This window comes from Halopseudomonas sp. L-58 (assembly GCF_056859475.1).
Genome location: NZ_JBSXON010000042.1, coordinates 20,507 through 41,690 on the forward strand (window position 1 = coordinate 20,507; position 21,184 = coordinate 41,690).

Annotated in this window: 29 protein-coding genes; 22 read left to right on the forward strand and 7 right to left on the reverse strand. The window is 62.1% G+C overall.

The window, feature by feature from the left end; all coding sequences use genetic code 11:
• Positions 1-48: 48 nt before the first annotated feature.
• From hisI to AC13EY_RS04320, 8 genes are all read left to right on the forward strand, one after another.
• Positions 49-465 carry a phosphoribosyl-AMP cyclohydrolase gene (gene hisI, locus AC13EY_RS04285; RefSeq protein WP_228247043.1) on the forward strand — a complete coding sequence of 139 codons (417 nt, stop codon included), beginning with the start codon at positions 49-51 and terminating at the stop codon, positions 463-465.
• Positions 458-787, forward strand: coding sequence for a phosphoribosyl-ATP diphosphatase (locus AC13EY_RS04290; RefSeq protein WP_088276119.1), 330 nt, complete (start codon positions 458-460; stop codon positions 785-787). Before hisI ends, AC13EY_RS04290 begins: the two co-directional genes overlap by 8 nt.
• Positions 788-814: 27 nt before the next feature.
• Positions 815-1,048: a Sec-independent protein translocase subunit TatA gene (gene tatA, locus AC13EY_RS04295; RefSeq protein ID WP_228247044.1), complete on the forward strand. Its 234-nt coding sequence runs from the start codon at positions 815-817 to the stop codon at positions 1,046-1,048.
• Between the two features lie 21 nt (positions 1,049-1,069).
• Positions 1,070-1,444 carry a Sec-independent protein translocase protein TatB gene (gene tatB, locus AC13EY_RS04300; protein ID WP_228247045.1) on the forward strand — a complete coding sequence of 125 codons (375 nt, stop codon included), beginning with the start codon at positions 1,070-1,072 and terminating at the stop codon, positions 1,442-1,444.
• Entirely contained in the window at positions 1,431-2,207 is a 777-nt protein-coding gene (tatC, locus tag AC13EY_RS04305; RefSeq protein WP_228247046.1) for a twin-arginine translocase subunit TatC, read from the forward strand. The genes tatB and tatC overlap by 14 nt, the downstream gene beginning before the upstream one ends.
• Positions 2,204-2,911, forward strand: coding sequence for a 16S rRNA (uracil(1498)-N(3))-methyltransferase (locus AC13EY_RS04310; protein WP_285677819.1), 708 nt, complete (start codon positions 2,204-2,206; stop codon positions 2,909-2,911). The genes tatC and AC13EY_RS04310 overlap by 4 nt, the downstream gene beginning before the upstream one ends.
• A gap of 225 nt (positions 2,912-3,136) precedes the next feature.
• Complete coding sequence (locus AC13EY_RS04315; RefSeq protein ID WP_228247048.1) at positions 3,137-3,481, forward strand: hypothetical protein; 345 nt, start codon at positions 3,137-3,139, stop codon at positions 3,479-3,481.
• A gap of 262 nt (positions 3,482-3,743) precedes the next feature.
• On the forward strand, positions 3,744-4,040 hold the full coding sequence (locus AC13EY_RS04320) for a hypothetical protein (RefSeq protein WP_228247049.1): 297 nt from the start codon (positions 3,744-3,746) through the stop codon (positions 4,038-4,040).
• A gap of 113 nt (positions 4,041-4,153) precedes the next feature.
• On the opposite strand, the gene AC13EY_RS04325 is transcribed toward AC13EY_RS04320, so the two are convergent.
• Entirely contained in the window at positions 4,154-4,501 is a 348-nt protein-coding gene (locus AC13EY_RS04325) for a hypothetical protein (protein ID WP_228247050.1), read from the reverse strand.
• Positions 4,502-4,729: 228 nt separating this feature from the next.
• Here AC13EY_RS04325 and AC13EY_RS04330 point away from each other — a divergent pair, with 228 nt between their 5' ends.
• The 6 genes from AC13EY_RS04330 to AC13EY_RS04355 all read left to right on the forward strand — a co-directional run bounded on the left by AC13EY_RS04330 (position 4,730) and on the right by AC13EY_RS04355 (position 8,261).
• Positions 4,730-5,653 carry a hypothetical protein gene (locus tag AC13EY_RS04330; protein WP_228247051.1) on the forward strand — a complete coding sequence of 308 codons (924 nt, stop codon included), beginning with the start codon at positions 4,730-4,732 and terminating at the stop codon, positions 5,651-5,653.
• A 102-nt stretch (positions 5,654-5,755) separates the two neighbouring features.
• The gene (locus AC13EY_RS04335) at positions 5,756-6,058 is read left to right on the forward strand and encodes a DUF2845 domain-containing protein (protein WP_228247052.1); all 303 of its coding nucleotides are present in this window, start codon (positions 5,756-5,758) and stop codon (positions 6,056-6,058) included.
• Positions 6,059-6,137: 79 nt separating this feature from the next.
• Positions 6,138-6,767 carry an SDR family oxidoreductase gene (locus tag AC13EY_RS04340; protein WP_228247053.1) on the forward strand — a complete coding sequence of 210 codons (630 nt, stop codon included), beginning with the start codon at positions 6,138-6,140 and terminating at the stop codon, positions 6,765-6,767.
• 103 nt (positions 6,768-6,870) lie between these two features.
• Positions 6,871-7,293: a GFA family protein gene (locus AC13EY_RS04345; RefSeq protein WP_228247054.1), complete on the forward strand. Its 423-nt coding sequence runs from the start codon at positions 6,871-6,873 to the stop codon at positions 7,291-7,293.
• Between the two features lie 123 nt (positions 7,294-7,416).
• Entirely contained in the window at positions 7,417-7,797 is a 381-nt protein-coding gene (locus AC13EY_RS04350; RefSeq protein WP_228247055.1) for a VOC family protein, read from the forward strand.
• A 131-nt stretch (positions 7,798-7,928) separates the two neighbouring features.
• Positions 7,929-8,261, forward strand: coding sequence for a DMT family transporter (locus tag AC13EY_RS04355; protein WP_228247056.1), 333 nt, complete (start codon positions 7,929-7,931; stop codon positions 8,259-8,261).
• Between the two features lie 10 nt (positions 8,262-8,271).
• On the opposite strand, the gene AC13EY_RS04360 is transcribed toward AC13EY_RS04355, so the two are convergent.
• Positions 8,272-8,751: a winged helix-turn-helix transcriptional regulator gene (locus AC13EY_RS04360; RefSeq protein ID WP_228247057.1), complete on the reverse strand. Its 480-nt coding sequence runs from the start codon at positions 8,749-8,751 to the stop codon at positions 8,272-8,274.
• Positions 8,752-8,858: 107 nt separating this feature from the next.
• Between AC13EY_RS04360 and AC13EY_RS04365 the strand changes: the two genes are divergently transcribed.
• The 3 genes from AC13EY_RS04365 to AC13EY_RS04375 all read left to right on the forward strand — a co-directional run bounded on the left by AC13EY_RS04365 (position 8,859) and on the right by AC13EY_RS04375 (position 10,721).
• Positions 8,859-9,590 (forward strand): SDR family oxidoreductase, encoded by a 732-nt coding sequence (locus tag AC13EY_RS04365; protein WP_228247058.1) that lies wholly within the window; start codon positions 8,859-8,861, stop codon positions 9,588-9,590.
• A 21-nt stretch (positions 9,591-9,611) separates the two neighbouring features.
• A complete protein-coding gene (locus tag AC13EY_RS04370; protein ID WP_233048493.1) occupies positions 9,612-10,199 on the forward strand; it encodes a 2-hydroxychromene-2-carboxylate isomerase in 588 nt (195 codons plus the stop codon).
• A gap of 177 nt (positions 10,200-10,376) precedes the next feature.
• Complete coding sequence (locus tag AC13EY_RS04375; protein ID WP_228247088.1) at positions 10,377-10,721, forward strand: GlpM family protein; 345 nt, start codon at positions 10,377-10,379, stop codon at positions 10,719-10,721.
• A gap of 106 nt (positions 10,722-10,827) precedes the next feature.
• On the opposite strand, the gene dtd is transcribed toward AC13EY_RS04375, so the two are convergent.
• Positions 10,828-11,265: a D-aminoacyl-tRNA deacylase gene (dtd, locus tag AC13EY_RS04380; RefSeq protein WP_228247060.1), complete on the reverse strand. Its 438-nt coding sequence runs from the start codon at positions 11,263-11,265 to the stop codon at positions 10,828-10,830.
• Position 11,266: 1 nt separating this feature from the next.
• Positions 11,267-12,238, reverse strand: coding sequence for a prolyl aminopeptidase (gene pip / locus AC13EY_RS04385; protein ID WP_228247061.1), 972 nt, complete (start codon positions 12,236-12,238; stop codon positions 11,267-11,269).
• Between the two features lie 85 nt (positions 12,239-12,323).
• Here pip and AC13EY_RS04390 point away from each other — a divergent pair, with 85 nt between their 5' ends.
• Positions 12,324-12,752, forward strand: coding sequence for a hypothetical protein (locus tag AC13EY_RS04390; RefSeq protein WP_228247062.1), 429 nt, complete (start codon positions 12,324-12,326; stop codon positions 12,750-12,752).
• Between the two features lies 1 nt (position 12,753).
• Positions 12,754-13,746, forward strand: a complete 993-nt coding sequence (locus tag AC13EY_RS04395; RefSeq protein ID WP_228247063.1) for a DUF2891 domain-containing protein — start codon at positions 12,754-12,756, stop codon at positions 13,744-13,746.
• A gap of 9 nt (positions 13,747-13,755) precedes the next feature.
• On the opposite strand, the gene AC13EY_RS04400 is transcribed toward AC13EY_RS04395, so the two are convergent.
• Entirely contained in the window at positions 13,756-15,402 is a 1,647-nt protein-coding gene (locus AC13EY_RS04400; RefSeq protein ID WP_228247064.1) for an FMN-binding glutamate synthase family protein, read from the reverse strand.
• Between the two features lie 69 nt (positions 15,403-15,471).
• Positions 15,472-16,626 carry an SLAC1 family transporter gene (locus tag AC13EY_RS04405; RefSeq protein WP_228247065.1) on the reverse strand — a complete coding sequence of 385 codons (1,155 nt, stop codon included), beginning with the start codon at positions 16,624-16,626 and terminating at the stop codon, positions 15,472-15,474.
• A 157-nt stretch (positions 16,627-16,783) separates the two neighbouring features.
• On the opposite strand from AC13EY_RS04405, the gene AC13EY_RS04410 reads away from it, so the two are divergent.
• From AC13EY_RS04410 to AC13EY_RS04420, 3 genes are all read left to right on the forward strand, one after another.
• Positions 16,784-17,845 carry an AraC family transcriptional regulator gene (locus tag AC13EY_RS04410; protein ID WP_228247066.1) on the forward strand — a complete coding sequence of 354 codons (1,062 nt, stop codon included), beginning with the start codon at positions 16,784-16,786 and terminating at the stop codon, positions 17,843-17,845.
• A gap of 134 nt (positions 17,846-17,979) precedes the next feature.
• Positions 17,980-19,032 (forward strand): histone deacetylase family protein, encoded by a 1,053-nt coding sequence (locus tag AC13EY_RS04415; RefSeq protein WP_228247067.1) that lies wholly within the window; start codon positions 17,980-17,982, stop codon positions 19,030-19,032.
• Positions 19,029-20,120 (forward strand): polyamine ABC transporter substrate-binding protein, encoded by a 1,092-nt coding sequence (locus tag AC13EY_RS04420; RefSeq protein ID WP_228247068.1) that lies wholly within the window; start codon positions 19,029-19,031, stop codon positions 20,118-20,120. The genes AC13EY_RS04415 and AC13EY_RS04420 overlap by 4 nt, the downstream gene beginning before the upstream one ends.
• A 464-nt stretch (positions 20,121-20,584) precedes the next feature.
• Here AC13EY_RS04420 and AC13EY_RS04425 read toward each other — a convergent pair whose 3' ends face one another.
• The gene (locus AC13EY_RS04425; protein WP_228247069.1) at positions 20,585-21,166 is read right to left on the reverse strand and encodes an NnrU family protein; all 582 of its coding nucleotides are present in this window, start codon (positions 21,164-21,166) and stop codon (positions 20,585-20,587) included.
• Positions 21,167-21,184: the final 18 nt, after the last annotated feature.

Genomic DNA, 21,184 nt, shown 5'->3' on the forward strand with positions numbered 1-21,184 from the left:
CCCCGCAGAACTGGCAAACTTGCGACATTAACTCAAAGACGACCCGCCATGACCGACTCGCCCCCCGCCAGTGACTGGCTCGACAGCATCCACTGGGATGCCGACGGCCTGGTTCCCGCCATTGCCCAGGATGTACATACCCAGCGTATCCTGATGATGGCCTGGATGAACCGCGAAGCCCTCCAGCTGACCGTGCAGGAAGGCCGCGGCATTTACTGGTCCCGTTCGCGTCAGCGCCTGTGGCGCAAGGGCGAGGAGTCCGGCAACGTGCAGAAGCTGCACGAGCTGCGGCTGGACTGCGACGCCGACGTGATCATCCTGCAGGTCGAGCAGATCGGCGGCATTGCCTGCCATACCGGTCGTGAGAGTTGTTTCTACCGGGTTCTGAAGGACGGCCAGTGGCAAACCGTCGACGCCGTCATCAAGGACCCGAAAACGTTATACGAGCACCCAAAACATGTCTGACACCCTGAGCCAACTGGCTGCCGTACTGGAACAACGCAAGCAGGCGTCTGCCGACACCTCCTACGTTGCCAGCCTGCACGCCAAGGGCCTGAACAAGATTCTCGAAAAGGTCGGTGAAGAGTGCACCGAGACACTGCTAGCCGCCAAGGATTGTCAGCACAGCGACGACAAGTCCGACCTGATCTACGAGACCGCTGACCTGTGGTTCCACTCATTGGTCATGCTCAGTCATCTCGGCCTTGGTCCGGACGACATCCTGAACGAACTGGCACGCCGCTTCGACCTCTCCGGTCTGGAAGAAAAGGCGTCCCGCAGCAAATAAACTGGGCAATAGGCCCCGGAGGCAAACATGGGTTTTGGTGGCATTAGTCTGTGGCAACTGCTGATCGTACTGGTCATCGTGGTACTGCTGTTCGGTACCAAGCGGCTCAAGAACATCGGCGGCGATCTGGGCGGCGCAATCAAGGGTTTCCGCAAGGCGATGAACGATGAGGACAAACCCTCGGTCGAAAACAAGTCGGGAGAAACGCTCGACGCCAAGGCGCAAGAGCACAAGCCGGACGCTCCGTCCAACAAGCAGTAATTCGCCGACAGGTTCCGTCTCATGTTCGACATCGGCTTTATGGAAATGCTGGTGGTGGCGATCATCGCCCTGCTGGTACTCGGCCCCGAACGGCTGCCCGGTGCCATCCGCACCGTCAGCCTGACCGTAGGACGGATCAAGCGCGGCTTCTCCGAGGTGCGCAGCCAGGTCGAGCGTGAGATCGGTGCCGACGAAATTCGTCAGCAGCTGCACAACGAGCGCATCCTCGCCGAACTGGAAAAACAGGGCCTGAACGCCGGCAGTCCAAGCAATCAGCTGCACACTGCCAGCGGTAACAAGCCCGTCACACAGTCGTCGCACACTGGCCCGACCGCCGATAAATCCAGCGCCGAGCCCGTCAATGAGCAGCAAGACACCCGCCATGAGCAACCCTGAACTGCCACCAGCCAAATCTGCCGGTGACATGCCGCTGGTCGCGCACCTGACCGAGCTGCGCTCGCGCCTGCTGCGCATCGTGCTGATCTGGCTGCTGATCTTTGCCGGCCTGTTCTACTTCGCCAACGACATCTACGCGTTCATTTCCGAACCGTTGCGGGCGCTGATGCCGCCCGGCACCAGCATGATCGCCACGGACGTGGCCTCGCCGTTTCTGACCCCGTTCAAACTGACCCTGGTCAGCGCGCTGTTTATCGCCATGCCGTTCGTGCTGCATCAGATCTGGGGCTTTATCGCACCCGGGCTGTACAAGCATGAAAAGCGCATCGCCATCCCGCTGCTGGTCTCCAGCATCCTGCTGTTCTACGGCGGCATGGCGTTCGCGTACTTTGTGGTCTTTCCGCTGGTGTTCGGCTTCTTCACCAGCGCCGCGCCGGATGGCGTGGCGGTGATGACCGACATAAACAGCTATCTGGACTTCGTGCTCACGCTGTTTATGGCCTTCGGCCTGTCGTTCGAGATTCCGGTCGCCACCGTGCTGCTGGTGCTGGTCGGCATCGTTGACGTACAAAGCCTTAGCAAGGCGCGCCCCTACGTGGTCGTCGGCTGCTTCACCGTCGGCATGGTACTGACTCCGCCGGACGTGATCTCCCAGACCCTGCTGGCGGTACCGATGTGGTTGCTGTACGAAGTCGGCATCCTGTTCAGCCGAATGGTTCGCCCGCGCACGTCAGAAGATCAGCAGGACAGCACGCAGGCATGAACCTGCTGCTGCTTGAAGAGACTGATTTCATCGACGCGGACCATGTTCGCCTTAGCGGCCGCCGCCTGGCCCATATGCTGGACATCCAGCAGGTCGGCGTTGGCGACACCCTGCGAGTCGGCCGCATCAACGGATTGATGGGCCAGGGCACGGTGCTGGATCTGGACAAGAACAGCGCTCTGCTCAACGTCGTGCTGAACGAACAACCACCCGCCAAACTGCCGCTGACCCTGCTGCTGGCCATGCCCCGCCCGAAGATGTTCCGCCGCATTCTGCAGCACTGCGCCACCCTCGGCGTGCCGGAGATCATCCTGCTCAACAGCGTGCGGGTGGAAAAGAGCTTCTGGCAGACCCCATTCCTGCAACCGGAGGTGGTGCGCGACAACCTGCTGCTGGGCCTGGAGCAGGCGCGCGATACCGTGCTGCCGGCGGTGCGCATCGAGAAACGCTTCAAACCCTTCGTCGAGGACAGCCTGCCCGGCATCATCGACGGCCGTCTGGCGCTGGTTGCCCACCCCGGCAACTTCCCGGCCTGCCCACGCGGCATCGACCAGCCGCTGACGCTGGCCATCGGCCCCGAGGGCGGCTGGGTTCCCTATGAGGTCGACAAACTGATCGAGGCCGGCATGCAGCCGGTGCAACTGGGCGACCGTATCCTGCGGGTGGAGACGGCGGTCACCGCGCTGATATCACGCCTGTTCTGAAGCCAGCCCCGCTTTTTGCAGCGGAACGGCCACATCACACGGGACGAGTATTGCACGCCTGCTCCGGACACATCGACTAGCGACAAGGCTCGAACATCAGAACGCACTGACTCGAGCCGGCTGAATGCAGGCCTGTAGCAGGGCTACTTTGCTGCTTCCCTGTGCAGGGCTATCCTCGCAGCAAGACAAAAGGCCAGCCCGGGCCACACAAGGAGCAATCCATTCATGGACAGATTCGCGCTGCCACCATTACCGCGTGTGCTTAACAGCATCCTTATGCTTATCCAGCGAGCAACAACGCTGCTGGCGCTGGCAATGACCTTCATCTACCCAGCCGCAGCGATTGTATTTGTCATCAGCGCGGCGCTCACCGTCGGGCTGTGGTTCAAACATCCGTTTACTTACGCTGCCGTCATGGTCGCTTCGTTTATCAGCATCACTGCCAGCTTGAAAACCGGCGACATCGTCCTGGCCTGCAGCAGTGTGCTGAACGCATTAATGGCGCTGTACATCCGGCTCAACCTGTACGAACTCAAAGGGCCGGCTGAACCCGATGCAGAAACGGAATGAAGGCCTGGCAAGGCACTGAACGCAGGCCGCCGAGCTACTGCGGAACCGCGCCGCAACCTGATCCGCTACCCATAGTCCGGAGCTGAGGAGAGAGAGCCTGAAGTACACCGGACTGGCCACAGCGCTGCTGCTGTCCGCCTGCACCAGCGTCGCCCAGGAAACACCGCTTGAGCAGGCGCTTGCCGATCAGTTCGACGCGGCTATCCCGGCCCATCAAAGCGCGACGGTCGACCTCAACGCCGACGGCTTCGATGACGCGCTGGTGTACGCGCTCGGCCCAGACTGGTGCGGCTCCGCGGGTTGTACCCTGTTCGTATTCAAGGGCAGCGCAGAAGGCTACGAGCTGCTGTCGAAAACCACCATTGTGCAACTGCCACTGGCCGTATCAGCGCAGCAGACCGCCGGCTGGAAGGACCTGATCGTGCACACCAAGGGCGTCGGAGATGTGGTACTGAAGGCAACCAACCAGGGCTACCCGCTCAACCCGTCGATGCAGCCGCAGGCGACAGCAGCAGACCTTGAGTACAGCCAGCAGCTGCTCAACTACCAACAACCTTAACCCAACGCGTGAACCAGCATTGAAACCAGCTCGGTCTGCTTACGGCAGTGGATAAGTTGTCACGCGGCTGACCCCGTATTTACCGATTCAAATCGCCATCCGACACAACGGAATTACTCCACCCGCACCAGCTTGATATTGACCAGTTCATTACCCTGCATGAGGGTCTTGTCGTCGACGATGGTCCAGACCTCTTCGGTTTCGCCGCTCTTGAACACCAGATAGCGCTTGCCCGCCGACTCGCGCTCGAAGATATCGTCGAAGGTCGTGCGCCGGCCCTCGGACTCGATGTAGTCGTCGCCGATCACAATGCGGTCAGCCCCGGCCATCTCCGCAAAGGCGTTCAGCACGTCGTTGCTGGAACCGGCACGGCTCTCGTAGACACCCTCGAAGTCGTGACCGCCGCAGGCGCTCAGCAGCGCGGCCGCAACCAGCAGCGCACTGTACTTGATCAGTTTCATGTGAAGTTCCTTGTACAAAGACCGCAGCAGCGGCGTGCTGGCCATCATACTCCGCCATACCAGCTATCCAAACCCTGCAATGCGCGCCCGGCGCCGCGCCGATAACCCCGATGAATAGCGCGTCACAGAGCATTTGCCGCGATCCGGAACTGCCGCCTAAACTCGGTCGTTCAGTCAGGCACGTGCCCGTCGCCGTGCAGCTATCCACCCTTTTCAGGAACACCGCCCATGAGTTTCGATACCCCCCTCTACCTCTGCGGCCCGCTGCGCGAGCCCAAGCAGATGCTGGCCGACCAGGAGTACAGCGGTCACTCTTCGATTCACGACGACAGCATGGCCGAGAAACTGGGCTTTCGCGCCGGCCCGATCGAAGGTCCCACCCACTTCAGCCAGTTCACCCCGTTGCTGGTCGATATCTGGGGCCAGGCCTGGTTTGAGCGCGGCTGCTTTTCCTCGCACTTCCAGAACATGGTGGTCGAAGGCGAACAGGTACGCGCCTTTGTTGAACGCCCCGCTCCGGGTCAGACCCGCGTGCGCTGCTGGGCCGAAAAGGCAGACGGCACGCCGGTCCTGGAGGCCAGCGCCAGCATCGATGCCGCCCCGGGCGAGAGCCTGCTGTACGAACGCATGGCCAAACTGCGGGCACCGGAGAAGCTGGTGATTCTGTCGGACCTGCACGTTGGCATGAAGGGTGCGGTAGACGAAAAGGTCCGCATGGACCCGGACCAGCACATGGGCAAGCTCTACCCGTTCTCGCTGAACCAGAAGCTGGCCGGCATCACCGAGAACTCGCCCTGGTATTCCGATGGCAGCAGCACGCCCTGGGGCCGCGCGGTGATTCCGACCGAGATGGTCAGCGTACTCGCCGAGTACACCAGCAAAGACGCCGCCTTCCCGGTCAAGCAACCGGTTATCGGCCTGTTCGCCGATCAGGAAATCCGCATGATCGACGGCCCGCTGCTGGTCGGCGAGGACTATCTGATCCGCCGCGAGATCGTCGCCCTGTCCGAGAGCAAGCGCACCGAGTCCTACTGGGTACTGACGCGCATCTATGACGCCAGCGGCGAGGTACTCAAAGCCGAGATGCTGCTCAACCACGCCACCCTCAAGCACTCCTATGCCAACTACGAGGCAGAGGCCGCTGCGCTCTGATTTTGGTTACTGGCGCGCATCTGCTGGTGTTGCGGCCCTTGCATCCGGGCCGGAGCCGGTGGGAGTATCGACAAACGAACTCCCACTGACAGGAGGTTAGGGATGTTAAGTCGATCGCGTCGTCGGGCACTGTTTGCAGCGCTCCTGGCCCTGCTATTCAGCCTGCCGGCACATGCACTGCGCTGCGGCACCAGTATCGTTGATGAGGGCGACCTCAAGTTCGAGGTGCTGCAGGCCTGCGGCGAGCCGATCTCGCGCGAGGTCATCGGCTACGTCGACAGCGTGCAATTGAACGACCGTATCCGGGTCATGAATATCGAGGAGTGGATCTACCAGATTAACGGCAACTACCAGAGCCTTGAGTTCGAAGGCAACCGCTTGGTACGCATTACCCGCATCCGCTGACCCTCAGCGGCGGCGGTGCACCCATAACAACAAACGCACCCGCGCAGAGGGTGCGACACTTGCGTGAGGATGTCTGTCCATGAGCAAGACACTGGTTATCGGCAGTACCGGTCAGATCGGCCTGCAATTGCTGCCGCTGCTGCAGCAGACAGGTCTGAAAGTCGTTGCCCTGACTCGCAACCCCGGTAAGTTGGCCGGCATTGCGGGGCTGGAGATCATCGAAGGCGATCTGGAGAGCGACTTCGAGCACGCCTTTGTCGGCTGTGAACGGGTTATCTTCACCGCCGGCTCTGGCGCCAGCACCGGTGCAGACAAAACCCTGCTGGTCGATCTGTGGGCCGCCCGCAAGGCGGTTGACTACGCTCTCAAGCACCACCTCAAGCACTTTGTCATGGTCAGTTCACGCGGTGCCGACAACCCGGATCGCGGCCACTCGCCAATCAAACCCTATCTGGTAGCCAAGTGCTTCGCCGATGAATATCTGCAGCGCTCCGGCGTGCCCTACACCATCCTGCGTCCGGGCCGTCTGACCGACGACGCCGCGACCGGCTGCATCACCACCCGTCGTCCTGAAGACGCCGAACGCCAGCATATTTCCCGTGCCGATACCGCGCGTATCATTGCCCATGTGATCAGGACCGGGCAAAGCCGTAACATCACCTACGAGCTCTATCGGGGCGATACTCCCTTCGCTGATCTGATCGCCTGATCCGGATCACTGCTTCACTGGCGACAAATACGCAGCCTGCCGCAGCATCGGGCAGGCTCGGCTATTCTGAAACCTGTCCAGTATCAGCAGCGGGAGCCCTGCCATGTCAGCGATCAAACCACTTGAAGGCCACTGCCTGTGCGGGGCCGTCACCCTGCGCGCCGCCATCAACCACAGTCAGGTAGGCGCCTGCCATTGCGCAACCTGCCGACGCTGGGGCGGCGGTCCGCTACTCGCAATCGAGAGCGACCAGCCGGTAGCGTTTGACGGCGCACAGCAGATCAGCGTCTACGCCTCATCGGACTGGGCCGAACGCGGCTTCTGCAAGGAATGCGGCACCCACCTGTTCTACCGCCTGCTTGATCAACCTTTCTACGCTATTCCGGTCGGCTTGTTTGACGACCAGCAGGACTGGCAGTTGACCCGAGAAGTGTTTATTGACCAGAGACCCGAGTTTTATTGCTTCGCCCAGCGCACCGAGCAACTGACCGGCGACGAACTGTTCGCGCTGCACGGCAGTGACTGATCAATAAATACGCCTTATGGCCGATCAATCTCCCCCTACGGAGGCATTGACGGCAGCGCGGCTTACGCGGAGGCTTGCGTTGACGTACCAGTAAAAACAACACCAACGAAAAGGGATCACCCGATGTTCAGTCACATCATGCTTGGCGCCAATGATCTGGAAAAATCCAAGGCGTTCTACGACGCCACTCTGGGCGTTATCGGCTGCAAACCCGGCTTTGCCGATCCAAAGGGCCGCGTCTTCTACATGACACCGACCGGCGTCTTTGCGATCACCAAACCGATCAACGGCGAACCTGCCAGCTGCGGCAACGGCAGCACCATCGGTTTCGCAATGGAAAGCCCGGAACAGGCTGATGCCTGGCACGCAGCCGGTCTGGCAGCTGGCGGCACCGACTGCGAGGATCCGCCGGGCGTACGTGAAGGCAACGGCATGAAGCTGTATCTGGCCTACCTGCGCGACCCGGCCGGCAACAAGCTGTGTGCGATGTATCGCATGCCCTAAGGCAAGCCCTTCCCTTGAGCAGTTCGGCGGCTTTCGCAGCCGCCGGATTGCGCACAACCCGCCGCAAAAAAACAGTCTGTTCCTGCGCCAGCGGCCTGCGTAACATCGCCTGACCAACCGAGGCGATACGCATGAACCATTGGGTCTACCTGATCACAGCCATTGTGTCCGAAGTGATTGCCACTTCCGCCCTGAAAGCCAGCACTGGCTTCACCAAACCGCTGCCATCGGTGGTTGTGGTAATTGGCTATCTGGTCTCTTTTTACTTTCTTTCGCTGACACTCAAGACCATTCCGGTGGGCATTGCCTATGCCATCTGGTCCGGGGTGGGCGTGGTGCTCATATCGGTCGTGGCCTGGCTCCTGTACGGCCAGAGGCTCGACCTGCCTGCGCTAATCGGCATGGGGCTGATCATCAGCGGCGTCATGGTCATCAACCTGTTTTCCAACACCGCCGGGCACTGAAGCCTCCCGCTCAGCCCGCCAGCAACTTCTCCGCCTCTTCGCCAAAGGCCGCACCCGGCCGCACATCCACATCCCGCGGCCCCAGCGGCTCGGCGCATTCAGAGCACACCATCACCGGTTTCATCCGCTGGCCGCAGCCTTTGTGATAGTGCTCGATTGGCGCACCACGTTCGTCCGCCATCCAGGTATCGCCCCAGCTGACCAGCGACAAAATTACCGGGTGCAAGGCCATGCCCTTCTCGGTCAGCCGATACTCCTCGCGCAGCGGCCGCTGCTGATAAGGCACCTTGGCCAGCACCTCGTGCTCGACCAGTTTCTTCAGCCGATCAGCCAGCAGGTGACGGGTCAGACCGATACGCCGTTCAAACGCGTCGAAGCGGCGCACGCCGAGAAAACAGTCGCGCAGAATCAGCAGCGTCCAGCGGTCACCCACCACCGCCAAGGTGCGAGACATGGAGCAGGGCTGCTCACCCAGTTCTTCCCAGCGCATGTATTAACCCTCCAGTTGATGTGCTCAGGGTAGCTTGACAAGTTCCAAAATGAAACCCACTATCATGTCAGTTCCAAAAAAGAACCATAGATAACGAGGATCATGCCATGACAGCAACTGCACCCGTAGCGGTCGTGATCGGCGCCGGTGATGCCACCGGCGGCGCCATTGCCCGTCGCTTCGCCCGGGAAGGTTTTACCCTCTGTGTGACCCGTCGCAATGCCGACAGCCTGAGCGAGCTGGTCAACCAGATCGAGGCAGACGGCGGCAAGGCCCACGCCTTCGGCTGCGATGCGCGCAGCGAAGAGGAGATGGTGGGTCTGTTCGAGCACATCGAGCGGGAGATCGGCCCGGTTGAAGTGGCGATCTTCAACATCGGTGCCAACGTGCGCTTCGGCATTACCGAGACCACTGCCCGGGTCTACCGCAAGGTCTGGGAAATGGCCGGGTTCGCCGGCTTTCTGACCGGCCGGGAAGCCGCCAGGGTGATGCTGCCGCGCGGCAAGGGCACCATTATTTTCACCGGGGCCACGGCGTCGCTGCGTGGCGGTTCGGGCTTCTCGGCCTTTGCCGGCGCCAAGTTTGCGCTGCGGGCACTGACCCAAAGCATGGCCCGCGAACTGGGGCCGCAGGGTATCCATGTCGCCCATCCCATCATCGACGGCGCCATCGATACCGCCTTTATCCGCGACAACTTCCCCGAGCGCTATGCGCTAAAGGACCAGGATGGCATCCTCAACCCCGACCACATTGCCGACCAGTACTGGGCCCTCCACGCCCAGCCCCGTGACAGCTGGACCCACGAGCTGGACCTGCGTCCGTGGATGGAAACCTTTTAATCCCGCTCCGGAGAGAGACACATGAGCAAGACCATCGAGTTTTATTTTGACGTCGGCAGCCCGGCCAGCTATCTGGCCTGGAGCCAGCTGCCGGCGATTGCCCAGCGCACCGGGGCCACCCTGGTCTACAAACCCATGCTGCTGGGCGGCGTATTTATGGCCACCGGCAACAGCTCCCCGGCAACCGTGCCGGCCAAGGGCGCCTATTCGCGCATCGACATGCAGCGCTTCGCCAACCGCTATGGCGTCACCCTGAACCAGAACCCCTTCTTCCCGATCAACACCCTGCAACTGATGCGCGCGGTTACCGCCTATCAGGGCACACCACAGTTCGAGCCTCTGCTGACGGCGATCTTCAATGCCATGTGGATCAGCGAGCTGAACATGGGCGAGCCCGAGATCGTCGGCAAGGTGCTGGTCGAGGCCGGGTTTGACCCGGCTGAAGTGCTGGCCAAAGCCAGTGACCCGGCGGTAAAGGAGCAGCTCAAGCATGCCACCGAGGAAGCGATCGGGCGCCGCGTTTTCGGCGCGCCGACCTGCTTTGTCAATGGCGAGATGTTCTTTGGCCAGGACCGCCTGGACTGGGTCGAAGCAGCCGCGCGCAGTTGATCCGACTGACCGGCGGCACCCTCTCCGGTGCCGTTGGTCGGCTGCCGTCAAAACCTGCTTTGCAGCCAATTGACGGCCATCTCGGCGCGGCATACATTCGCGCCGATGAGCAGCGCTCTGGCGTCCTGCCCCTGCTCAGGGATTCCCTGTCCCTACCTTTGCGGATCTATCCACATGCTGTCCCTTGCCCTCAAGTGCGTCCTGGGTGCGCTCGCAGTGCTGCTGATTGCACTGCTGGCGAAGACAAAGAGCTTCTACATTGCCGGCCTGGTGCCGCTGTTTCCAACCTTCGCGATCATCGCCCACTACATCGTCGGCAGCGAGCGGCTGGCCAGCGATCTGCGCAGCACCGCCATTTTCGGCCTCTGGTCGCTGCTGCCCTATGCGGCGTATCTGTTCACGATTGTGCTGTTGAGCGAACGCTTCACGCTGGTGGTGACGCTGACCGTCGGTGCTCTGGCGTGGGCGATGGCGGCCGGCTTGCTGCTGACCGTCTGGACGCGAACCTACCCGGCTGTCTGAGCAGTTGGTGTCAGCGCAGCAGTAATAGGTGGACAAGCCTTTGGCGTTGTCCACCCTACGCTAGTAACGCAACCTGCCCCCGCGGCGTTGTCCCGACGCCAGCGGTTCAGACCTCAAGCAGAAACGTCACCGGCCCGTCGTTGACCAGATGCACCTGCATATCGGCGCCAAAACGACCGGTTGCGACCTGCGGATGCAGCGCCTGCGCCCTGGCAACCAGATAGTTGAACAGCACCTCGGCGCGATCCGGCGGCGCGGCTGTGGAGAAACCGGGGCGGCGGCCCTTGCGGGTGTCGGCGGCAAGGGTGAACTGTGATACCAACAGCAGCCCGCCCTGCACGTCGGTCAGCGAGTCGTTCATGCGACCGTCGACATCGGTGAATACCCGGTATTCGAGCAGTCGCTTGAGCAGTTTGTCGGCGCTGGCCTCGTCGTCCTGCGGTTCGATGCCGACCAGCACCAGCAGTCCCTGATCAATCGAGCCGACAATCTCTCCCTCAACCTCGACCCGGGCCTGACTGACCCGTTGCAGCAATCCCTTCATGTCACTCGGCCTGCGGCGTCAGATTGAGCAGCCGGCGCGCCATATCGCCGGTAGCACGCACCAGCGCGTCGGCGATGCCCGGCTCGGAGGCGGCGTGGCCGGCATCGCGAATGATGTTCAGCTCACTGCCCGGCCAGCGCTGATGCAGCGCGTGGGCGTTGTCCAGCGGGCAGACCATGTCGTAGCGGCCATGCACGATGATGCCCGGGATATGGGCAATCCGGTCCATGTTGTCGAGCAGCTGGTTGGGGGCCAGGAAGGTTTTGTTGGCGAAGTAGTGACACTCGATGCGGGCAATCGCGTAGGCGCGGCGTGCGTCACTGAACCGTTCGATCACCTGCGGGCTGGGCCTGAGCGTGGCGCAGCGCCCCTCCCAGACCGACCAGGCCTTGGCCGCGTGCATGCGACAAATCTCGTCGTCACCGGTCAGCCGGCGGTAGTAGGCGGCCACCATATCGGCACGCTCTTCCTCGGGAATCAGGCTCAGATAGTCTTCCCAGTAATCGGGGAACACATGGCTGGCGCCCTCCTGATAGAACCAGTGGATGTCCTGCTCGCGGCACAGGAAGATGCCGCGCAGCACCATGCCCATTACCCGGTCCGGGTGCGCCTGGGCGTAGGCCAGTGCCAGCGTCGAGCCCCAGGAACCGCCGAACAGCACCCACTTGTCGATCCCAAGGTGCTCGCGAAGGGTTTCCATATCGGCGACCAGATCGGCGGTGGTGTTGTTCTCCAGACTGCCGTGCGGGGTGGAGCGGCCACAGCCGCGCTGGTCAAAGGTGACAATTCGATAGATCGACGGATCGAAGAAGCGGCGACTGAGCGCATCGCACCCGGCCCCGGGTCCGCCATGGATGAATACTACCGGCAGGCCATCGGGCTGACCGCTTTCATCGGCATAGAGAACATGGGGAGGGGTGACCGCCAGTTCGTGGCGGGCGTAGGGTTTGATCTCCGGATACAACAGCTGCATGATGGCTCCCTGAACCGGCACGAGTGCGCCGCGCTCCTTACATTGGAAGCCCCAACATTACTGACCCGCGAGGCCGCTGTCACCTATGCGTTTTCTGCTTGCCGCCCTGCTTGCACTGAGCCTGTTGGGGTGCGGGGCTTCCAGCCCGGACCAGCGCCTGAATCAGGCCATCGAGCAGCTGCAGAGCGGGATCGAGGAGCGCGACCGCAGCGCCGTCATGGACCTGCTGCATCCCGAGTTTATCGCCCAGAGTCAGTACGACCAGGACTGGGCCGACCGCACCCTGCGGCTGATGTTCTTGCGCAATCAGCGCATCAACGTGCTGGTCACCCAGCAGCGCACCGAGATCGACCCAGGCTACGAACAACGTGCCGAAAGCGAGGCCCGCGTCACCCTGACCGGCGCCGAGCGGCTGATCCCCAACAGCGCCGGCCAGTATGATATTCGCCTGCTGTGGGAGGACGTCGACGGCCGCTGGCTGCTGCGTGACATCAACTGGCAACCGGTACGCTGAGATGCCAGCCAAGCCGGATCACGCCGCTCTGGCACGCATCGCCCTTGCTCATATCACCCGCGTCTATCCGCACAGCGGCCCGCAACGACTGAACTGTGCAGCCGACTGGCAGCCACCCGAGCAGGCCCATCCGCTGTTCTGCGGCAGCTATGACTGGCACTCCTGCGTGCATAGCCACTGGCTGTTGGTGAGGGTGCTGAACCGAGCCCCCGACCTGCCCGAGGCAGTCGCCATTCGCCAGCGCCTCAAGCAGATCACTGACGACGCAGTCGCCGCTGAAATAACCACCTTCGAGCGTCAGGGACAAGGCTTTGAGCGCCCCTACGGCTGGGCCTGGCTGCTGATGCTGCAGGCCGAACTGCTGCGCAGCAGCGAGCCGACAGCGCGGCGCGGCGCAGCAACGCTGCAACCGTTGGCAGACTTGATTCGTCGGCGCCTGCTGGACTACCTGCCGCGCCTGCTCTACCCCATCCGCAGCGGTCAGCATAACAACACCGCCTTCGCCCTGCTGCTCTACCTCGAATACGCCAGAATGGCGCAGGACCAGCAACTGGAGCGCCTGCTGCGCGAGCGCAGCCTGACGTGGTTTGCCAACGATCGCGGCTGCCCGGCCTGGGGCGAGCCGAGCGGTGAGGACTTTCTCTCTCCGACACTGCAGCAGGCGGTGCTGATGCAACAAGTCATGGACGGGAACACCTTCGCCGACTGGCTGGATGCCTTTCTGCCGGACCTGGTCGTACAGCAGCCAGCCACCCTGTTCCGGCCGGTTAGCGTCAGTGAGCGCAGCGACGGCAAGCTTGCCCATCTCGATGGCCTCAACCTCAGCCGAGCCTGGTGCTGGTTTCAGCTATCAGCCGCACGGCCCACATTGCTGACCGTGGCCGAAGCCCATCTCGCCGCGGCAATCAATCACCTTGAGGACGACTACATGGGCAGCCACTGGCTGGCCACCTTTGCCATGCTGGCGCAGCAAGCGGCCAGTGAGCACGCGTGACGCCAACGCTCAGCGCAGCTTGGTCTCCCGCAGCTTGAGCATGTAGTCCGGCGGCGCAAAGCTGTCAGCGCGGGCCTGGGCCCAGTACTTTTTGAACAGGTGCAGTTCTGCCCGGCCATCCAGCAATACGCCCGGCTCAAGAAACTCGAACAACTCGCTATAGGGCCGTACTTCGTAGCGCGACACACGCCGAATCACATGTTCAGGGCCCAGCTCACTCGGATGTTTCAGCCCGGCTGCCTCCAGCATATGCGCCAGCGCCAGCACGGTATTGCGGTGGAAGTGGTAGACCCGTTCGCTCTTGTCGGCCACATCCAGCCGGGCGCTGCGGCTAGGGTCCTGGGTGGCGACACCGCTGGGGCACTTGCCACTGTGGCAGCTCAGGCTCTGGATACAGCCCAGGGCGAACATGTAGCCACGGGCCGCATTGCACCAGTCGGCGCCGATCGCCAGGGTACGGGCAATATTGAACGCCGAGGTGATCTTGCCGGCAGCACCGATATGAATTTTTTCCCTAAGATTGGCCCCGACCAGGGTGTTATGCACCAGCAGCAGGCCATCGGTCATCGGCGTCCCAAGCCGGTTGATGAACTCCAGCGGCGCAGCACCAGTGCCACCCTCACCGCCATCGACCACGATAAAGTCCGGATGCTCACCCGTCTCCAGCATCGCCTTGACGATGCCGAACCACTCCCACGGGTGCCCGATGGCCAGCTTGAAGCCTACTGGCTTGCCGCCCGACAGCTCACGCAGCCTGGCAATGAACGCCATCAATTCCAGTGGGGTATGAAACGCCGAGTGGGCCGCGGGCGACACCACATCCTGCCCCTGCGGCACACCCCGGGCCTCGGCAATCTCGGCGGAGACCTTGGCCCCGGGCAGAATGCCGCCATGCCCGGGTTTGGCGCCCTGGGACAGCTTGATTTCGATCATCTTGACCTGCGGCAACCGGGCATTGCGCTCAAACAGCCCGGCATCAAAGCCGCCATCCGGCGTGCGACAGCCGAAGTAGCCGGAACCGATTTCCCAGACCAGATCACCGCCGGGGCGCAGGTGGTAGCGCGAGATCGACCCCTCGCCGGTGTCGTGGTAGAAGCCGCCCTTCCTGGCTCCGGTATTGAGCGCCAGAATCGCGTTGGCCGACAGCGAGCCGAAGCTCATCGCCGAGATGTTGAATACGCTGACATCATAGGGCTGGGTGGTCTTCGGATGGCTGCCAACCCGCACCCGGAAGTTGCTGTCCGCAATCTGTACCGGCGCCAGCGAATGATTGAGCCACTCGTAACCCTCTGCGTTCATCGACATCAGCGAGCCAAAGGGTTTCTTGTCCAGCACATTCTTGGCGCGCTGATAGACCACGTTACGCTGCTCGCGGGAAAACGGCAGCTCATCGGTGTCGGACTGGATAAAGTACTGGCGCAGCTCAGGCCCGATCGACTCCAGCAGATAGCGCAGGTGCGCCAGCACCGGGTAATTTCGGCTGATCGTGTGCCGACGCTGAGTTACGTCCCAAAGCCCGACCAGGGCCAACACCAGCAGCGGTGCCGCCAGCAGCCACCAGAGTGCCGACAATGCAGTCAGAGCCAGACTGATCAACGCACCGAGCACGCACAACAGCCAGGTAAGATAACGTGTTGGAATCGCAGTCGGTTGCATGGACTCATCCTTATCAGCAGGGGCATCGCGCCTGAGGATTGATAACATATCCGCTGCGGCGCTGCACGGTCAGCGCACCGGCACTCCCACCTGGTCGGCAATGCAGGGCGAGACAAAAAGCTCGCCACGCCAGGCGCCACGCAGGGTTGCAGCCATCACCAGCACCCAGAGCAGTGCCAGCAGGCCGACCAACCCGGCTCCAAGGCGCGAAAAAAAGGCGAGCTGCAGCATTTGCCCCAGAGTCAGGGTCGCCAGCGCATACACCCCGAGCGGAAAGGTAAAGGCCCACCAGCCGAGGTTGAACGGCATGCCCTCACGCAGGTAACGGCAAATGATCAGCAGCGCCAGCAACAGCCACCACAAACCCAGCCCCCAGAGCAGTAACCCGCCGACTATCCCAAGGCCGTGTGCCACCACACCGACGCTGGAAAGCCCCTGAGCGGCAAAGACCTCTGTTGCTGCCTGACCCAGCAGCAACAGCCCGAGCGCACCGGTCCCCAGGGGGCCCAATGCCAACAGACTGGAGGCCGCCATATTGCGGTGCGGCAACTTGTGGACCGCCATACGCAGCAGAAGGATCACCAGAATACTCAGGGCGACCGGCACCGAGCAGGCCCAGAGCACGTAGCTGGTCACCAGTACCGCATAGGCCTGCTCGGCTGCCAGCCAGGGAATCAGCAATCCGCCACTCGCCGCGGCGACCTCGGCAGCCACCACCGGCAACAGCCAGACCGCGGTCATCTGGTCGATACTGTGCTCCTGGCGGGTGAACATCAGATAGGGAATGCCAACACCGCAGGCCAGCGCCAACGCCACATCCAGCCACCACAGAGGCAACGCCAGCGTCATCGCGGCCTCGCCCCAGAGGGCGACACCGTGACTCGGCAGGCCATTGATCAGGGTGGCCAACCCCATCGGAATGGTACCGATAAACATCGATACGGTAGCGTGGCCGAAGATACGCCGCGCCTCATTGAAATACAGCAGCCAGCGGGCGGCATACAGCCCGAAGAACAACGCAAACAGCAGCAGGTTCAGCAGCCACAGCGTCTGACCCAGTAATGCCGCGCCCGGCAACCCAAGGTGCGGCAGCGCAGCCGACAGAATGCCTGTGCCCATGGTGACGGCAAACCAGTTTGGGGTGAACTGACGAACGACCTCCCTTGGGTGGCTCAACTGCACGAGCGGGCGGCAGCACAGGGTGTTGAATGGCATGCGGGGCATGGCGGCACTCCAGCGATAAATTCCATTTCATTCTAATGATCTTTAATATCGATATAAGCGCATAATTCCTGTTTTGCTTATCGGCTTTACCGAACAAACAGAATGACTGGCACTCTTTGTGCTTCACTGGCAACAGGCATCACACGAGTGCAATCACATGATTCGACCCGATACCGCCTGCCAGGCACCCGACCGCAGATTGATCAGCCTGCAGAGCACCTGCCTGATCGCCAGTTGGCTGGAAGAACACCATCTGCCTGTTGAACCTGTCCTGGCCGGTTCCGGGCTCAGCTCGGCGGACCTGCAAACCCCGGCCCTGCTGATCACCCCTGAGCAGGAGCAGGCCGTCTTCGCCAATACGGTCGCCCTGACCGGCGACCCGCTGATCGGCCTCAAGCTCGGCCAGCGCATGCGGGTATCGGCCTATGGCCAACTGGGTTACGCGATGCTGTCGGCACCGACCCTGCTTGATGCCTTGCAAGTCATGCTGGCCTTTCCGGTGCTGCTCGGCAGTTACTTCCGGTTGCAGCTGGAAACCCTGCCGAATGGCCAACTGGCACTGCGCGCCGATCACTATCACGAATCACCGGCACTGCGGCTGTTCAACGTCGAGCTGTGCCTGTCCTCGATCAAGGCCATGCTGGATGATGCGCTGGGTGCCAGGCTGCAACTGGAGGCCGTACACTTGAGCAGTAATCCCCCTGCTCACAGTGACCACTATCGGACCTATCTGGGTGACTGCCCCCTGCTGTGCGACCAGGACGCCGAGCGCCTGGTGTTTGCCGCTGACACCTTGAATGCGACATTGCCACTGGCCGAACCCGTCACCCACTTTGAAGCCAAACGCCACTGCCAGACCGTGCAGGACAGTTTCCGGCCGGAACCCTCGGCGCTGGTCAGTCAGCTCAGCGCGCAACTGGAGCAACAGCTCGAAGCGCCGCCAACGCTGGAGCAGTTGGCCAATCAGATGCACTGCACCACCCGCACCCTGCGTCGGCACCTGCAGCGTGCCGGCTGCGGCTACCAGCAACTGCTTGACCGGCTGCGGTTCCAGCGCGCCAAGCTGCTGCTCAACCGCGAGCAGCTGCCGATCTACGCCATCGCCGAACAGCTCGGCTTCAGCGAAACCGCCAGCTTCCGCCACGCCTTCCAGCGCTGGTCCGGGACCACGCCGCGGGCCTGGCGTCAGAGTCAGCCACACCAGCACGCCCCATTCTGACCAGGGCACAAGCGGACCTCGGCGGTCAATCGCCTGTCCGTTTCGATCCCTTTTCTGTCCCTCTGCAGCATTTCCCGAGGCTACGGTGCACGCCATGATCGAAGGCAACCGACTCACCAGCCACAGGATTCATCATGCGGACGTTCTACAGCGACGATCATCGCCTGCACCACGCCAACGCCGAATTGAACAATGGCCAGCTTATGCCCTGCTTCGAGAAACCCTCGCGCGCCGATATGGTGCTGGAGCAGGTGAAGCGAACCGGATTGGGGCCAATCTGCGAGCCGCAGGACTTCGGTCTGGCTCCGATCAAGCGCATCCACAGCCCGGAGTTTGTCGACTTTATCCAGCACGCCTGGCAACGCTGGAGTGCACTGGGCCGCAGCCACGACATGCTGCCGCTGGCCTGGCCACCGCGCCGCATGCCGCCGCGCTGCCCCGATGACATCGACGGCCAGCTCGGATACTACAGCTTTGATGCCGGTGCGCCGCTGACCGCCGGCAGCTGGCAGGCGATCTACAGCAGCGCGCAGGTCGCGCTCAGCGCCCAGGCACACTTGTGTGCGGGCGCCCAGAGCGCCTTCGCCCTGTGTCGCCCACCCGGGCACCACGCCGGTATCGACTATATGGGCGGCTACTGCTACCTGAATAACGCGGCGATTGCCGCCCAGGCCATGCTCGACCAGGGCGCCAGCAAGGTCGCCATCCTTGATGTCGACTTCCACCACGGCAACGGTACCCAGGACATCTTCTATCAGCGCCCGGACGTGCTGTTCACCTCGATTCACGGCGACCCGCGCAACGAGTATCCGTGCTTTGCCGGCTACGCCGACGAGCGCGGTGAAGGTACCGGCCTCGGCTACAACCACAATTACCCTCTGCCTGCCGGCAGCGACTGGAGTGTCTGGTCGCAGGCCCTGCGCGACGCGCTGCGGCAAATCGTCGGCTTCGGCGCAGATTATCTGATCGTCTCGCTCGGCGTAGACACCTACATGGCCGACCCGATCTCCAGCTTCAAGCTCGACAGCCCCGACTATCTGAAGATGGGCGAGCTGATTGCCGGGCTGGGGCTGCCAACACTGTTTGTCATGGAGGGCGGCTACGCCGTGGAAGAGATCGGCATCAACGCTGTCAACGTCCTCACCGCTTTTGACGCAACCGTCACAACTCAAGGAGAAGCACAATGAAACTGGCAAGCAAACTGGGGCTGATCGCCCCGCTGGCGGCGCTGTCATTCAGTGCGCTGGCAGCCGATCAGGTGAAGATCTACAACTGGTTCGACTACACCCCGCAGGCGACTCTGGACGGCTTCCAGGCGGAAACCGGTATCGCCCCGACACTCGACACCTTCGACTCCAACGAGGTGCTGGAAGCCAAGCTGCTGTCGGGCCAGTCCGGCTACGACGTGGTGGTGCCAAGCGACAGCTTTCTCGCCAAGCAGCGCCAGGCAGGCGCCTTTCAGGCGCTGGACAAGAGCCTGCTGCCAAACCTTGGCAACCTCAATCAGGACCTGATGAAGGTGCTCGAAGGCAGCGACCCGGGCAACCAGTACGCCGTGCCCTACATGTGGGGCACCAACGGCATCGGCTACAACCCGGAGAAAGTCCGCGCGGTGCTGGGTGACGATGCGCCAGTCGACTCCTGGGCGCTGGTATTCGACCCGGCAAACATGGAAAAGCTGGCCGAGTGCGGCGTTGCCTTCCTCGACTCGCCGTCAGAAATTCTGCCGGGCGCGCTGCACTACCTGGGTCTGGACCCGAACAGCACCCGAAGCGAAGACTACGACGCCGCAGTCGCCATGATGAGCAAGATCCAGCCGTATGTGCGCTACTTCAACTCCTCGCGCTTTCTCAACGACATCGCCAACGGCGAAATCTGCGTAGCAGTCGCCTGGTCCGGCAGCATCCTGCAGGCCAACTCCCGTGCGCAGGAAGCCAACAATGGCGTCCACCTTGAGTACCGCATTCCCAAGGAAGGCGCACAGGTCTGGTTCGACCTGATGGCGATTCCGAAGGACGCACCCAATCCGGCTGCGGCCCACGCCTTCATCAACTACCTGCTCAAACCCGAAGTCGTTGCCGAAATCAGCAACCTGGTGGGCTACGCCAACCCCAACGCCGCGGCGACTGAGCTGGTCAATGAAAGCCTGCGCAACAACCCCGGTGCCTATCCGCCGGCCGAGGTACAGGCCCGCCTGTTTACCCTCAAACCGCTGCCTTTGGCCGCCGAGCGCGTGCGTACCCGTGCCTGGAACCGGATCAAGACCGGACAATAAGACCGGAGCTGTCCTAGCCAACAAAAAACCGCAGTGATGCGGTTTTTTGTTGATTTTCCGATCAGGCACAGGAGATGCACCGTAGTACAAATCCAGAGCGATTTGCCAAATGCTCGCATGGTGGAGTGGGCACCGGGGTTCATCCCGTTTACGCGGGCGAGTAGCGCAGATTTGTCGGGAAAAAGAGCCACAGGATGTCTGAGGGGGCGGAGCCCCCGAGTTTTGTGGCTCCCCGATAAATCGAGCAACGCAGCGAACCCGCAGGGCCGCGTAGTCGGGTGCCCGGGGGGATTGCTAAGGGGGGGCTGGGCAAGCAGCCCCCCTTGGCTCGCCGGGAAGGCGAAAGTCTAACTCGGCAACAGCTAAGTGCAGGAAACGGTCAAACGAAAGGGAAGATCACCTTGAAGCTCCCGACCAAACAACAAAAAACCCGCATCACTGCGGGTTTTTTATGTCTGCCGGAATCACACTCCCATCGGCTTGACCCCGATCCAGGCGCCATGCAGGTAGAAAGCAAAGGCCGCCCAGGCCACCAGACCGACCACCACAACCACCGCGTCCATCACCGGCTTGCCCTTGCCGTAGCCGACACCGGCAGCACGATCACGCTTGCGTGAGACCACAAACAGCGCGGTGGCCCATGCCAGGAAGCCGCCGAACAGCAGCAGATCCGCCAACGTGCCGTTGGCAATCAGGTGCGCCAGCGCCCAGAACTTCACGCCCAGCAGCATCGGATGGCCAACCCGCGCCTTGATGCAGGAGCCGGGAACATAGGTCGCAGCGATGAGAATAAATGCGGGGATGGTCAGCAGCGCAGCCAGATGGCGCGTCCACACCGGCGAGATCCACAGCCAGGTGGGGCTCACGCGGGCCTGGCCGTAGCCGTAGATGATCAGTACAAAACCGATGATCGAGACCAGTGCGTAAATACCCTTCCAGGCCAATGGTCCCCTGGCGGCAATGAAGGACGCGCGTTTTTCAGCGGCAAACAGGCGGGCGGAGTGCATGCCCAGAAACAGAATCAGGCCCAGAATCAGCAGCAGCATCACGGTACTCCGTTGTTA